Below are 13930 nucleotides of genomic sequence, written 5' to 3' on the forward strand. Positions count from 1 at the left end.
GTGGTGTTATTGTTGTGTTTTCAGCCAAGAGTCTACACCGTTGGCGATGGCGACGGCGAGTTGTTTTTGGTAGTCGGGCGTGTTGAGACGTGCCCGTTCGTCCGGAATGTTCAGGTATCCGCACTCCACGATCAAACTGGGAATATTCTGTTTGCGAAGGAGATAGTATTTGCCCGGTTTCGCGTCGCGCTTTGACATGTTCGGGACTTTGTGAAGTTGAGATTGTACAGCTGCGGCGAGTTGCTCCGACCCCTCGTTTTGTTCGGAGTAGAACACCTCGGCCCCGCCGCGAGTGGCAAGGTTGGAGTTGTTGATGTGCAACGAAATGAACATCGTCGCTTGCTGCGTGTCGGTCATTTCCAGTCGTTTGTCCAAGTCTTGGCGTTTGGAGGAGGAACCTCGCGAGCCGGAGTCTGCGTAGTCTGTGTCTGAGTCTCGCGTCATCGCGGTGGGGATGCCTCGTGCTTCCAGAGCCGCTTGGAGTTGCTTGGCGATGGCGAGTGTGACTTCTTTTTCCAAAATTCCGTTCGACATGACGCCGGGGTCATAGCCGCCGTGACCGGGATCGATCATGACCAAACCCGGCAAAGGAAGGGTCGAGGTGTGACGCTCTACCAGTGTATAAGACGTCGCCGTGAAGACGACCAACAGGAGAAGCGGGAGGAGCAGCCGACGAAACCGGGGCAGTCGCAAAGTGTGAAAAAACGCGCGTTGTCGCTTCATGTGAGGAGAACCTCCCGTCCACAGATTTTCTGTACACTCTATTCAAAGGTCGTCCCAAACATTCACATTCTGAACCATCCTGCCTTTCATATGGTAGAAACAAGGCTGAAAATGTTATATACTTTTCGTAGGTCGAGTTACCGGAGCGTGGTACAGAAATGGCATACCCAGTCATTGGGCAGAAAATTAACATTGAAATTAACGAGGGCTATTATACCGGACGATATACAGCACGAGTGCAAGACATGGAGAAGACGCAGATTTTTATCGACCTGCCGATGAGACCGGACAGCAATTCTCCAATTTCTCTCCCGGACAAGGTCGGTGTGTTGATCCGATATCGCGCTGCAGACGGAGCCCAGTGCTCGTTTGCCACTGTGGTGGTCGGACGTGACAAGCGCAACATCGAGCTTTTGGCGTTGAAGAAACCCAATTACGAGGACATTCACCGTCAGCAACGCCGTGAGTTTTTGCGAGTGCCGTTCAATCTCGAATTGGAACTGGTCTATCTGGATTCCCATACGCGCAACATCATCACGTCCAAAGCGCGCGGGCACGACATTTCCGGCGGGGGCTTGGCGTTTACCGTGCCGGTTGATTTGCCCATGCAGGCCAACGACGTCATCGGGTTTCGATTCCGGATGACCTTGGAAGGCAAGGGTTATGACATCGTCGGCAAGGCGCGGGTGATTCGAATCGCACCGCCGACAGACACCGGCTACAAAACGGTTTCCCTCAAGTATTATGAGCTGACCGAGACAGACCGGCAGTTGATCGTGCAGTATTCCTTCAAGCGCCAGATTGAGATGCGCGAGAAGGGTGTATTGGGAAATTAAAAGAGAATACAGGACGCCGACGACTCCAAGTATGAAACTCCCGGGACTAGCATAGGATGAGATGTAACCGGGGGTGGTACAAGATGGAACAACGTCGGCGTCTTTCGTATGAAGAACGCTTTTTGAAAGCTTATGGCAAGTTGGAAAAACCGTTGGCACGCATCGTCGTGCTCGGCTTTGTGCTGATCATCGTGGCCCAAGTCATGCTGGCGTTCCCGTCGGGGCGCAACTTGCTCTCGATGACCGACCGGCTGGAGGGCGCACGCCAAAGCGGCGGCGTCATGCCGACGACGGCGCAGGGCACAGAAGAAACGACGCAGGTCTCGATTACGAACCTCGATCAACAAACCGCGATGCCAAACATCTGGGTCAAATTAAATGGAGTACCTCTTGTCAACTTTATGAAGTCGGAAGTCACGGTTCCCGTCAAGGAAGGCGACATCCTCACGGTCGATACGTCGAGCATCGATGGCGTGTTCCGTTTTCAAGTGGACCACAACAACCCGCACATTTCGTATCCGGTGCCGGGGACGCTCGTCGAGTCCAATGAGGATCGGGCGGCGGAAGTGGGGCCGATTCACTTGATGAAATAGGGGCTTTTTGGTACTATCATAGATAGAAATCTCAAGACATCGGAGTCCATACAAGTGCATCAAGCGGGCAATCGCCTGCTTTTTGTCTATTTGTAGCAACTTCAGAACTGTGTTGTGAGAGCAGGAGGCATTTGAACTCATGAATACATTACGCGTGGCTCTCGACGGTCCGGCCGGTGCTGGGAAAAGCACAGTCGCCAAACGTGTCGCCGCTGCCCTTGGGGTAGCGTATGTCGATACGGGTGCGATGTACCGGGCCATCACTTGGAAGGCCTTACAAAAAGGAATCGAACTCCATGACGAAGTAGCACTCACAGAATTGGCCGATTCCATTCATATCGACTTCAAGCCGCGATCTGTTGGGCAAGCGGTCTTTGTGGACGGAGAGGAAGTGACAGATGCGATCCGTTCGTTTGATGTGACGAACAACGTCTCTGCCGTTTCGGCGGTCTCCGGAGTGCGAGTGGCCATGGTGAAATTGCAACAAGACATTGCAGCGCGCACCGGCGTTTTGATGGACGGGCGTGATATCGGAACTGTGGTTCTGCCCAACGCCGACGTCAAAATTTGGCTGACCGCGTCTGTCGAAGCGCGCGCACAGCGCCGCTACCAAGAACTGCTCGGCAAGGGCATCGCCTGCGACTTCGAGCAGATCAAAGAAGACATTCAACGCCGTGACGACTACGATGCGTCGCGTGAACATTCGCCCATGGTGAAGGCGGACGATGCTGTCGTGGTGGACACGACCGGCATGTCGATTGACGAAGTCATCGCCCAGATCGAAACGATCTGCCATTCCGCCCAAGCACAGAAGTCTTAGGAGCCGTCATACAGATGATGTTATATCGCTTATTCCGCTCAATTTTCGGAGGGTATCTCACCCTCATGAACCGCTTTGAGTCTGTCGGGCAAGAGAACATCCCGGCGTCGGGCGGTGTGATGCTGTGCTCCAACCACATTTCCAACTGGGACCCGATCTTGCTTGGGTGCGGGATGGAACGCCAAGTGCATTTCATGGCCAAAGCGGAACTGTTCAAAATCCCCGTGGTCAAGAACTTGGTCACCGCGTGGGGCGCGTTCCCGGTCAACCGTGGAGCGGGCGACCGTCAATCGTTGCGCACCGCCTTGAAAGTGCTGGAGGACGGGAAATGCATGGGGCTGTTCCCAGAGGGCAGTCGCAGCAAGACCGGAGAACTCGGCGAGGGGCAAACGGGCGTGGCGTTTTTCGCTATGCGTTCCGACTGTGCGGTCGTTCCGATCGCCATCGTCGGTTCGTACAAACCTTTCCGCAAAGTCAAAATCGTCTATGGCAAACCGCTCGATCTCTCCAAGTACCGCGAAGGCAAGTCCTCCAAGGAAACGCTTGCCTTGGTCACCCAAGAGATCATGAGCGCAATTGACGAGTTGCGCAAAACCCATCGTATGGAAGATCGCACGCGGTAACATACTAAGGGAGCGCATCTACACCTAGCAAGTTTTGGGATTGACTCTGATTGACTCTTAAGTTGTTCATACTCTGCGATTTCCGGCTTTACCAAATAGAGGAGGTTGGAACAATGGTAGAAGAAATGAAAGATCTCGACCTGAACACCTTGCAACGAGGCGACATCGTCAAAGGCAAGATCACCAAGATCGAAGACGGTCAAGCGCTCGTGGACGTCGGTTACAAGTACGACGGTGTGATCCCGATTGGCGAACTCTCTGTACTTCGCGTGGACAACGTGAGCGACGTCGTGAATGAGGGCGACGAGCTCGAACTGAAAGTCCTGCGCATCAACGATGACGAAGGCAAACTGATTCTCTCCAAAAAAGCGGTGGACAGCGTCAAGTCCTGGGATGATTTGGAGCGCAAGTACGAAAGCGGCGAAGTGCTCGAAGTCAAAGTGGCAGACGTCGTCAAAGGCGGTCTCGTCATCGACCTCGGCGTTCGCGCTTTCATCCCGGCGTCTCTCGTGGAGCGTCACTTCGTCGAAGATTTCAGCGACTACAAAGGCCGTACCCTGAAAGTCAAGATCGTCGAGTTCGACCGCAACGACAGCAAAGTCATCCTCTCTGCGAAAGCGGTGCTCGACCAAGCGTTCGAATCGCAAAAGGAAGACCGTCTGAGCTCGATCCAACCGGGTCAAGTGCTGACCGGGACGGTTCAACGTCTGACCAACTTCGGGGCTTTCGTTGATCTCGGCGGTGTAGACGGTCTGGTACATATCTCGGAGATGGCACACCATCGCGTAGATACACCGGCTGACGTTGTGAAGGAAGGCGACACCGTCAACGTCAAAGTTCTGAAAGTCGATCCGTCGGCGGGCCGCATCTCGCTGTCGATCAAAGCGGCTGCACCGGGTCCGTGGTCGAATGTCGGAGAGAAGTTCTCCGCCGGCGACATCGTGACCGGTACGGTCAAACGCCTCGTGTCTTTCGGCGCGTTCGTCGAACTTCTGCCGGGTGTTGAAGGTCTCGTCCACATCTCGCAAGTGGCGAACCGTCACGTCGCCACCGCTGACGAAGTGCTGGAAATCGGCCAAGAAGTCAAGGTCAAAGTCCTGGACGTAAACGAAGGCGAACAGCGCATCTCGCTGTCGATCCGCGAAGTCGAAGGCGGCGAGCGTGAACCGCGCGGCGGCGGAGACCGTGGCGACCGCGGAGATCGTCCGAGAGGCGGCGGCCGCAACAACAACAGACAACCGATGAACTACTCCACCCAAGACGACGGCTCTTCCGGCCTCGGCACGCTGGGCGACGTATTCGGCGACCTGTTCAAGAAGTAAGGTAGAGAAATAGAAGTGTTACGAGAAGTGAGGGAGATACGTGTCCATTGAACAGCGCAAGTTGGACCATGTACGATATGCCTTGGAATTGAATCCGAGCCTGAACAACGGTTTTTCGGATTTGAGGTTCGTACACCGCGCGTTGCCGGACTTTGATCTGGCGGACGTCACCCTCGCGACCACCCTCGGCGGACTGAGTCTCAGTTCGCCTCTTTTGATTAATGCGATGACGGGTGGAGCGGGACGAACGGAAGAAATCAACCGAGGCTTGGCGGAAGTGGCGAAGAGAACGGGCTTGGCGATGGCCGTTGGCTCACAGCGTGCAGCGTTGAAAGACCCAAGCTTGGTGCGCACGTACTCGGTCGTACGAGAAGTCAACCCGAACGGGATCGTGATCGGCAACCTCGGAGCGGGTGCTTCTGTTGAAGATGCACAGCTGGCGGTGGACATGATCGGGGCGAATTTTCTGCATCTGCACTTGAACGCGGCGCAAGAGTTGACGATGCCCGAAGGAGACCGCTCCTTCCGAGGCATCTGCGACAAAATTCAAGGAGTTGTCGAAGGTCTGTCTGTCCCTGTGATCGTCAAGGAAGTCGGCAACGGCATGTCCACGGAGACGTATCGCAAGTTGGCGGACGCCGGGGTGAAGACGGTGGACGTCGCGGGCATGGGCGGCACGAATTTCGTTTCGATTGAGAACCGTCGACGTGCGGGGCTTCGTTTTACCGAGATGGAACAGGAATGGGGCCAAACCACAGCCGAAGCGCTGTTGGAAGCGCAACCGCACCTCTTCCAATTCGATCTGATCGGCTCGGGCGGTGTCCAGACGGCACTCGACGCCGCAAAATGTTTCGCATTGGGCGCCAATGCGGTCGGCATCGCCGGCGCGATTCTTCGTCCGCTGATGGAACACGGCGTGGACACCGCTGTGGAAATCGTCGAGCACTGGCACGAAGAATTGCGCGTGATCTTGACTCTGCAAGAATGCACCTCCGTATTGAACTTGCGCGAGCGTCCGCTGATCGTGCGCGGGCAAACGGCCGAATGGGGCCGCCTGCGCGGAATTGATCTGGAAAGGATCGCACGACGCGGACTCTGAGTAGAAGGGAGTCGTCTCGGTGGATCTCAACACATTCTCCATCGTCGCCCGCGACCCGATGTCAGGTCGGTTCGGGGTGGCGGTGACGACGAAGGCGTTTGCAGTCGGTTCGCTTTGCCCGTTTGCCAAAGCGGGCGTCGGTGCGGTTGCCACACAAGCACGGGTGAATCCGACACTCGGGCCAAAAGGCTTGCGGTTGTTGGAGCACGGCTTGTCGGCAGAAGAGACGCTGCAACAATTACTCGCGGACGATCCGGGCCGTCAGTACCGTCAACTGGGCATCGTGGACAAGTACGGGCGCGCGGTTGCCTACACGGGCGAAGAGAACAACGCATGGGCGGGGCATATCGTCGGCGACCACTTCACCGTGCAAGGCAACTTGCTGACGGGCATCGAGGTCGTGCAAGCGGTGGCGGCGACATTCTCCGCGTCGACGGCCCCTTTTGAAGTTCGCTTGATCCAAGCGTTGGATGCCGGACAGAAAGCGGGCGGCGACAAACGGGGCAAGCAATCGGCAGCCTTGCTGGTCGTGGATACGGATGAGTTTCCCTACGTGGACATTCGCGTGGACGACAACGCAGAACCGCTCAAGGAACTGCAACGTCTCTACGACATTCACAAAAACGGCATCCTCTCCGTCTACCACGAGTGGGTGGAAGGCGTCCGCACGGGCACGATTCCGGAAGGGATGGCCAAAACGGATGAGAAAAAAGCTGACAGGTCGAAGTGACCTGTCAGCTTTTTTTTGTGGTATTATAAGTTACGATGCGGAATTTAATTCTTACAAAACAGCGATTGTACGCGTCCTAACGAAATCGTAAGGGACAAGGTAGATTGTGAGTTATAGTGTAAGTCATAGATTCAGACAGAATGTGTTCCAAGGGGAAAGGGTGCAGATGTACATGCAGAAAAAGGTTGTAATTTTAGGCGGCGGGGTCGCCGGGATGACGGCGGCTCACGAGCTGATGGAGCGCGGGTTCCAAGTCGTGGTATACGAGTACAAGAACATCGCGGGCGGCAAAGCGCGTTCCATTCCGAAAAAAGGGACAGGCACGGAGCACCGCCCCGATCTGCCGGGGGAGCACGGGTTTCGTTTCTTCCCGGGCTTCTATCGACATGTGCCGGACACGATGAAACGCATCCCGTTTGGGCAGAACGCCAAGGGTGTATTTGACAACCTCGTTTTCGCAACCCGCACTGCCACGCTCAGGGACCACCTCCCGATGGTGGTCTCGCTCGACAACTTCCCGCGCAATCTCACCGACATGAAAGTGATGCTGCGCTCGCTGTTCGACAACAACATGGGATTGACGCTGTCCGATATCGACAACCTCGTACACAAAACATGGCAGATGCTCACCTCCTGCGACGAACGCAAAACGGACGAGTACGAAAAAATCCCCTGGTGGGAATTTGTCAACGCCAACCAACAGTCGGAAGCGTTCCAACACTTCATGACGGCGGCGACCCGTGTCCTCGTCGCGGCGAAGTCTCGTGAAGCCAGCGCCAAGACGATCGGCAATGTGTTCTCGCAACTCTGCGTCGATCTCATGACGCCGGGCGTCGGCGACGACCGTCTGTTGAACGGGCCGACCAATGACGTTTGGATCGACCCGTGGCTTCGCTACTTGCGCGAAGGCGGCGTGGAGTACAACATGAACGCCGAAGTCAAAGAGATTCACTGCGAGAACGGCGAGATCACCGGTGCGACCATCTCCATGAACGGTGCGGAGTTCGTCGCGCGCGGCGATTACTTCATCTCCGCCATGCCGGTCGAGATCATCGCGCAGAAACTGACCGACGAGATGCTGCTTGCCGATCCGACTCTGTACTACATCAAGCAACTCGCCTCTTCCGTCGCTTGGATGAACGGCATCCAATATTTCCTGACCGAAGACATCCCCGTCGTACACGGCCATCTGCTGTTCATGGATGCTCCGTGGGCGCTGACGGCCGTCTCGCAGGCGCAGTTCTGGCCGGACTTCCCGATGAGCCAATTCGGAGACGGCAACGTCAAGGGCATTCTCTCCGTGGACGTGTCCGATTGGGATACTCCGGGCGTGCTCTATGGAAAAACGGCGATGGAATGCACCGCCGAAGAGATCAAGAACGAGGTCTGGGCGCAGATGAAGACTTCGATGAACCAAAACGGCGACTGGTTGCGCGACGAGATGATCTACGACTGGTTCCTCGACCCGGACATCCAGTTTGAGAACCCGTCGGGGCAAGTCGAGACCAACCTCGAACCGCTCTTGGTCAACAAAGCGGGCACATGGGCGCTGCGTCCGGATTCCTACACGCAGATTCCAAACTTCTTCCTCGCGTCCGACTTCGTGCGCACGAACACCGACCTCGCGACGATGGAAGGCGCAAACGAAGCGGCGCGCCGCGCGGTGAATTCGATTCTGAACCGTTCGGGGTCGGATGCCTTGCCGTGTGAAATCTTCGACTTGTACGAACCGGAACTGTTTGCGATCTTCCGTCATCATGACCGCAACCGCTTCAACGAAGGGCTGCCGTGGGACGGGAAGTTTTTCTAAGGGAGGTCGGCTCCTAGACAGCGAGGTGAGGCATCTTTGTTTTCGATAGGCAATTATGAAGTGTTAGAACAACTGTCGGAGGGGTTGCACACGGTGGTCTACCGGGCGTTGCACACCCCGACGCAGAAGCGCGTCATCCTCAAGGCGTTGAAGGCAGAATACCCTCCGAAGGACGAAATCGTCCGACTCAAGCGGGAGTATGACATCGCCCGCGAGATCGAGAGCGTGGGGATCGTCCGCCCGATCGGTCTGGAACCGTATCGCAACGGGTACGCTCTCGTGCTCGAAGACGTGGGCGGCGATTCGTTGCAGCAGCATCTCGCGTACCAGCGCTTCGACCACGCGACTTTTTTGCAGGTGGGAATTCGGGTCACCGAAGCGCTCGGACGACTGCATCAACATCGGATCATCCACAAAGACCTCAAACCTCACAACGTGATCGCCAACTTGAACACAGGAATCGTGCAGATCACCGACTTTGGGATTGCGTCCCGACTGTCCACGGAGCGCCAAGAGTTGATCAACCCCGATCAACTGGAAGGCACGCTTTTGTATATGTCTCCGGAGCAGACGGGTCGCATGAATCGGATGATCGACTACCGCACGGACATCTATTCGTTGGGCGTCACGTTCTACGAATTGCTGACGGGGCGATTGCCGTTTAGCGCCACCGATCCGTTGGAGATCGTTCATTGTCACATCGCCAAGACGGCGACACCTCCGCATGCGGTGGACCCTTCGGTTCCGAAAGCTCTGTCCGACATCGTGATGCGTTGTCTGGCCAAGAACGCCGAAGACCGCTACCAAAGTGCCTACGGGCTCAAGCGCGATTTCGAAGAGTGTTTGCGGCAATGTGTGGAGACGGGCGTCATCGAGGAGTTTCCCATCGGACTGCGGGACAAATCGGAGATCTTTCAGATTCCGGAGAAGCTCTACGGACGGGGAGATGCGTTGCAATCGCTCTCGACGGTGTTCAACCGTGTCACCCAAGGCACGCGAGAACTGCTGCTCGTCACAGGGCCGTCGGGGATCGGCAAGTCGTTTTTTGTCCATGAAATTCATCGGCAGGTGGCGCGGGAGAAGGGCTTTTTCCTGACGGGCAAGTTTGACCAGTTCAAGCGGCACATCCCGTACCATGCCTTGATTCAAGCCCTCCGCCAACTGATTCACCAACTGCTGACGGAGAGCGAAGGAAGCGTGCGCCAGTGGCGGGACTTCATCTTGGCGGCGCTTGGGTCGAACGGGTCGGTCATGGTCGAGGTCATCCCCGAGTTGGAGTTGATCATCGGCAAACAACCGCCCGCGCCGCTTTTGCCTCCGACGGAGACGCAGAACCGTTTCCAGTACACGATGCAGCAGTTTATCAAGGTGTTTACAGGACGAGAGCACCCCTTGGTGCTTTTTCTGGACGATTTGCAGTGGGCGGATTCGGCGACGCTTGCGTTGTTTGAACTGTTCTTGGAAGACCCGGGCACGTCGCATCTGCTGTTGATCGGGGCGTACCGCGACAACGAAGTAATGGCTGCTGACCGGCTGATGGTCATGGTCGATGAATTGCGCCGCCACCAGCGCCATACCGTGTCGATGGTTCGACTCTCCCAACTCGATGAGGAAAACGTTCAACATCTGGTTGCCGACACGTTCCAATGTGCGGTCGAGGAGGGAGCAGCGCTTGCGGAACTCGTGTACCGGAAGACGAACGGGAATCCGTTTTTTGTCAAGCAGTTTTTGCAAAGCCTCTATGCACAAAAAAAAGTGCAGTTCGATCCCGAGGCGGGTGCCTGGACGTGGAACCTCGACGACATCCGCGAGATGGACATCACAGACAACGTGGTCGAGTTCATGGGGGCGAAGATTCGCCAACTGCCGGAGCCGACACAGAACTTGCTGAGCGTAGCGGCCTGCATCGGCAGTACATTCGACTTGCACACGCTGCTTGAAGTGGTGGGCTGGCAGACGAAGGAAACGGCGCACCGTCTCTGGGACGCTCTGCAAGAAGGGTTCGTGGTGCCCGTTGGGACGGCGTATAAACTGCTGTTCAGCATGTGGCAGGACGATGCGTTTGAAGCGTTGACGGGCGAGACTCGCGTTTCGTTTAAGTTCTTGCACGACCGCGTTCAGCAAGTTGCGTATTCGCTGATCTCGGAGGCCGCGTTGCCGGAAGTGCATCTGCGCATCGGGCAGATTCTGCTCCGCCAACATCATGCGGAGGAGTGGGAAGAGAGCCTGTTCGAGATGGTCAACCACCTCAATGTCGGCTCTGCGCTGATTCAAACGCAAGAGGAGCTCGTGATGCTGATGCGTCTGAACCTGCTGGCAGGACGCCGCGCCAAAGCTTCGACTGCGTATGAACCCGCTTTGAAATATCTCCGAAACGGTGTCGGCTTGCTTCCAACCGAACCGTGGAAGACCTCCTATGAACTGTCGGGGGAGCTCCACGTCGAGCTCTCCGAAGTGGAATACCTCTGCGGAAACTTCGAAACGGCGGAGAGCTTGTTCGACTACATCCTCGCCAACGTGCGGACGAAGTTGGAGAAAGCCAACGTCTACAACATCAAAGCCATGCTCTACATCAACCAAGAGAAGTACGAAGACGTCACCCGACTCTGCTCCGACGGCTTGCAATTGCTCGGCATGAAATTGCCGCAACGGGCGAGCCGCCTGCGCATCTTGCGAGGGCTGTTGAAGTCGAAGTGGCTCTTGCGCGGACGAACGACGGAAGACCTGATGAACATGCCTGTCGCGAGCAACCCGTTCCAAAACCAGATCATGCGCTTGCTGATCAACTACATCAACGCGGCGTACTTCGTCGACCAAGAGTACTTCGCGTTCCTGAACGTGACCAACTTGGCGTTCACGCTCCGGCACGGCAACTCCATCGGCTCCGGCCTCTCCTATGGAGGCTACGGGATGATGATCGGTTCGCTGTTCGGAGATTATGAAAAAGGCTACGAGTTCGGTCGCTTGGCGGTCCAAATTCACGAACGGATCGAGTACGACCTGTTAAAAGGGCAGGCGTACTTCGGGTTTGCCACGTTCATCTCGCACTGGACACGACCACTGCGCGAAGGAGTCGATTCTCTGCGCGACGGCTATCAATGCTCCATCGAGTCAGGCGACCGTGTCTATGCCGTCTACAACTGCACGAGCTTGATCCACTTCCTCATGATCATGGGCACCCCGTTTGACGAGATGACGCAGGAGATCAACAAGTACTCCGACACGATCTTGCGCACCAAAGTCGAGATGACCGCCAACAACTTCCGTGTCATCCGCGCGTTTCTCGCCCGTATGAAGGGGGAGGAGGGCGTTGCGTTCGACTACCACGACCATGTTCGGTACTGCCGGGACAAAGGCGACCTGTTCCAAATGGGTTTCACGACGCACTACCAGTTGCGCGCTTCCTACTTGCTCGGTGAATACCAAGACGCCGTCGACGCGGCCAAAGCGTTCGAGAGCGTTATCAGCGGCTCGCTTGGACAAGTTCAACTGCCGGATCATTCGCTGTTCTACTCGCTGACGCTGACGGAACTTTTTTCAAAAGCGACGCCCTCCAAGCGCAGTCACTACCGACATCTGTTGACCCGTCATCTGAAAAAGCTTCGCAAGTGGGCGAAGTTCGCACCGGACAACAACCATTGCAAAGCCAAGCTCGTAGAAGCGGAAATCGCCCGCCTGGAAGGCAACTTGCCTCACGCGATGGACGCCTACGAAGAAGCGATTCGTCACGCCGGCAAGCAAGGCTTTCTGCCGATTGCCGCCCTCGCCAACGAACTGGCGGCGAAGTTCTACTTGGGTCTGGGCAAGGAACGGATCGCCAAAACCTACCTGCTCGAAGCCCGCTACACCTACCAAAAGTGGGGAGCCCTCGAAAAAGTACGACTCCTCGACCGCACCTACCCCGAGTGGCTGACGATCTCCAAGCACGAGACGGAGAGCCGCTTGGAAATCGCGTCCGCCGCGGGCTCCGCTTCCACCACAGGCGAGCACAGCACCCACCAAATCGACCTCCAAACGGTGTTAAAAGCGTCTCGCGCCATCTCGGGCGAGATCGTCCTGAGCAACCTCTTGGAGAACATGATGCAGATTCTCGCCGAAAACGCCGGAGCCCAAAAAGCCTGCCTGTTGATCGAGCGCGACGGGGAGCTGTTGTTGGAAGCGATGAAGGAGCCGGGCCGCGAGGACGTCACCGTCTTGCAGGCGCGTCCCTTCCATGAATGTCCGGACCTCGCAGCCACGGTCATTCAATACGTGCGCCGGATGCAAGAACCTGTCGTCCTGCACGACGCCACTCGAGAAGAGATGTTCGCCAAGGACCCTTACATCGAGCAACACCGTCCCGCGTCGATTTTCTGCATGCCAATCCTCAACCAAGGCAAGCGGGTCGGCCTGCTCTACTTGGAGAACAACTTGACGACGCATGCCTTCACCGAAGGCCGTCTCGCGCTGATGGAACTGCTCTCCTCGCAGATTGCCGTCTCTCTGCAAAACGCCGAGCTCTACCACCACCAAGTGCAACTCAACCTCGCATACGGCAAATTCGTACCGCACCAGTTCTTGCGCTTCTTGGAGAAGACCTCGATCCTCGACGTGCAACTGGGCGACCACGTTCAGACCAACATGTCGATCATGTTTGCCGACATCCGCTCCTTCACGACGATGTCGGAGAAGATGACGCCGGAGGAGAACTTCGAATTTCTCAACGAATACCTGCGCCACATGGAAGCGCCGATCATCGAGAACCGCGGTTTCATCGACAAGTTCATCGGCGACTCGATCATGGCGCTGTTCGACAAGGGCGCCGACGACGCCGTCCGAGCGGGCGTCGAGATGCTGCATCAACTGCAAGCCTACAACCTTGATCGCGGCAAAAAAGGCCTTGCCCCGATCGAGATCGGGATCGGCCTCAATTCGGGTCGGATGATGCTCGGGACGCTCGGCGGAAACCATCGCATGGACTCCACCGTCATCTCCGACGCCGTCAACCTCGCGTCGCGGATGGAGGACTTGACCAAAGTCTACGGCGTGCCGCTGTTGATCAGCGAGCATACCTATGTGCGATTGGTCGATCCGAACCGCTATTGCATCCGCATCCTCGACCGCGTGAAAGTCAAAGGCAAGACAGAGCCGGTCTCCGTGTACGAGGTTTTTGACGCCGATCCGCCGGAGATTCGGGCGGGCAAAGTGGCGACCAAGGTCCTTTTTGACAACGCTTATGAAAAGTTTCAGCGCGAAGAGTACGAAGCGGCCCAGACGTTGTTTGCGAAGTGCCTGAGCCAAAATCTCTACGACAAAACGGCCGCCGCCTATATCCAACGCTGCGAGCGGCTGAAAAACCAGACAGATATCGAAATGGAAACAACTCAGGGGTGAG

The 13930-nt window shown here is 56.4% G+C and carries 10 protein-coding genes; 9 read left to right on the forward strand and 1 reads right to left on the reverse strand.

What is annotated here, in order from left to right:
- Positions 1 to 6: 6 nt before the first annotated feature.
- The gene (locus JJB07_RS14205; protein WP_201636141.1) at positions 7 to 723 is read right to left on the reverse strand and encodes an N-acetylmuramoyl-L-alanine amidase family protein; all 717 of its coding nucleotides are present in this window, start codon (positions 721 to 723) and stop codon (positions 7 to 9) included.
- Between the two features lie 158 nt (positions 724 to 881).
- On the opposite strand from JJB07_RS14205, the gene JJB07_RS14210 reads away from it, so the two are divergent.
- The 9 genes from JJB07_RS14210 to JJB07_RS14250 all read left to right on the forward strand — a co-directional run bounded on the left by JJB07_RS14210 (position 882) and on the right by JJB07_RS14250 (position 13929).
- On the forward strand, positions 882 to 1559 hold the full coding sequence (locus JJB07_RS14210; RefSeq protein ID WP_201636143.1) for a flagellar brake protein: 678 nt from the start codon (positions 882 to 884) through the stop codon (positions 1557 to 1559).
- 83 nt (positions 1560 to 1642) lie between these two features.
- Positions 1643 to 2152 (forward strand): hypothetical protein, encoded by a 510-nt coding sequence (locus JJB07_RS14215; protein WP_201636145.1) that lies wholly within the window; start codon positions 1643 to 1645, stop codon positions 2150 to 2152.
- A gap of 139 nt (positions 2153 to 2291) precedes the next feature.
- Positions 2292 to 2972 carry a (d)CMP kinase gene (gene cmk, locus JJB07_RS14220; RefSeq protein ID WP_201636147.1) on the forward strand — a complete coding sequence of 227 codons (681 nt, stop codon included), beginning with the start codon at positions 2292 to 2294 and terminating at the stop codon, positions 2970 to 2972.
- 14 nt (positions 2973 to 2986) lie between these two features.
- Positions 2987 to 3595, forward strand: coding sequence for a lysophospholipid acyltransferase family protein (locus tag JJB07_RS14225; protein ID WP_201636149.1), 609 nt, complete (start codon positions 2987 to 2989; stop codon positions 3593 to 3595).
- Positions 3596 to 3708: 113 nt separating this feature from the next.
- A complete protein-coding gene (gene rpsA / locus JJB07_RS14230; protein WP_201636151.1) occupies positions 3709 to 4917 on the forward strand; it encodes a 30S ribosomal protein S1 in 1209 nt (402 codons plus the stop codon).
- Positions 4918 to 4957: 40 nt separating this feature from the next.
- Complete coding sequence (gene fni / locus JJB07_RS14235) at positions 4958 to 6016, forward strand: type 2 isopentenyl-diphosphate Delta-isomerase (protein WP_201636153.1); 1059 nt, start codon at positions 4958 to 4960, stop codon at positions 6014 to 6016.
- 19 nt (positions 6017 to 6035) lie between these two features.
- Positions 6036 to 6746: a DUF1028 domain-containing protein gene (locus JJB07_RS14240; RefSeq protein WP_347338354.1), complete on the forward strand. Its 711-nt coding sequence runs from the start codon at positions 6036 to 6038 to the stop codon at positions 6744 to 6746.
- A gap of 166 nt (positions 6747 to 6912) precedes the next feature.
- Positions 6913 to 8556 carry a hydroxysqualene dehydroxylase gene (locus tag JJB07_RS14245; protein WP_236588083.1) on the forward strand — a complete coding sequence of 548 codons (1644 nt, stop codon included), beginning with the start codon at positions 6913 to 6915 and terminating at the stop codon, positions 8554 to 8556.
- Positions 8557 to 8592: 36 nt separating this feature from the next.
- Positions 8593 to 13929 carry an AAA family ATPase gene (locus JJB07_RS14250; protein ID WP_201636155.1) on the forward strand — a complete coding sequence of 1779 codons (5337 nt, stop codon included), beginning with the start codon at positions 8593 to 8595 and terminating at the stop codon, positions 13927 to 13929.
- Position 13930: the final 1 nt, after the last annotated feature.

This window comes from Tumebacillus amylolyticus (genome assembly GCF_016722965.1).
In the GTDB taxonomy this organism is placed as follows: Bacteria; Bacillota; Bacilli; order Tumebacillales; family Tumebacillaceae; genus Tumebacillus; species Tumebacillus amylolyticus.

What these genes read in the sequence shown, in the direction of transcription:
- JJB07_RS14205 (WP_201636141.1), bottom strand. Translation starts at nt 723, where the DNA reads ATGAAGCGACAACGCGCGTTTTTTCACACTTTGCGACTGCCCCGGTTT.
- JJB07_RS14210 (WP_201636143.1), top strand. Translation starts at nt 882, where the DNA reads ATGGCATACCCAGTCATTGGGCAGAAAATTAACATTGAAATTAACGAG.
- JJB07_RS14215 (WP_201636145.1), top strand. Translation starts at nt 1,643, where the DNA reads ATGGAACAACGTCGGCGTCTTTCGTATGAAGAACGCTTTTTGAAAGCT.
- cmk (WP_201636147.1), top strand. Translation starts at nt 2,292, where the DNA reads ATGAATACATTACGCGTGGCTCTCGACGGTCCGGCCGGTGCTGGGAAA.
- JJB07_RS14225 (WP_201636149.1), top strand. Translation starts at nt 2,987, where the DNA reads ATGATGTTATATCGCTTATTCCGCTCAATTTTCGGAGGGTATCTCACC.
- rpsA (WP_201636151.1), top strand. Translation starts at nt 3,709, where the DNA reads ATGGTAGAAGAAATGAAAGATCTCGACCTGAACACCTTGCAACGAGGC.
- JJB07_RS14245 (WP_236588083.1), top strand. Translation starts at nt 6,913, where the DNA reads ATGTACATGCAGAAAAAGGTTGTAATTTTAGGCGGCGGGGTCGCCGGG.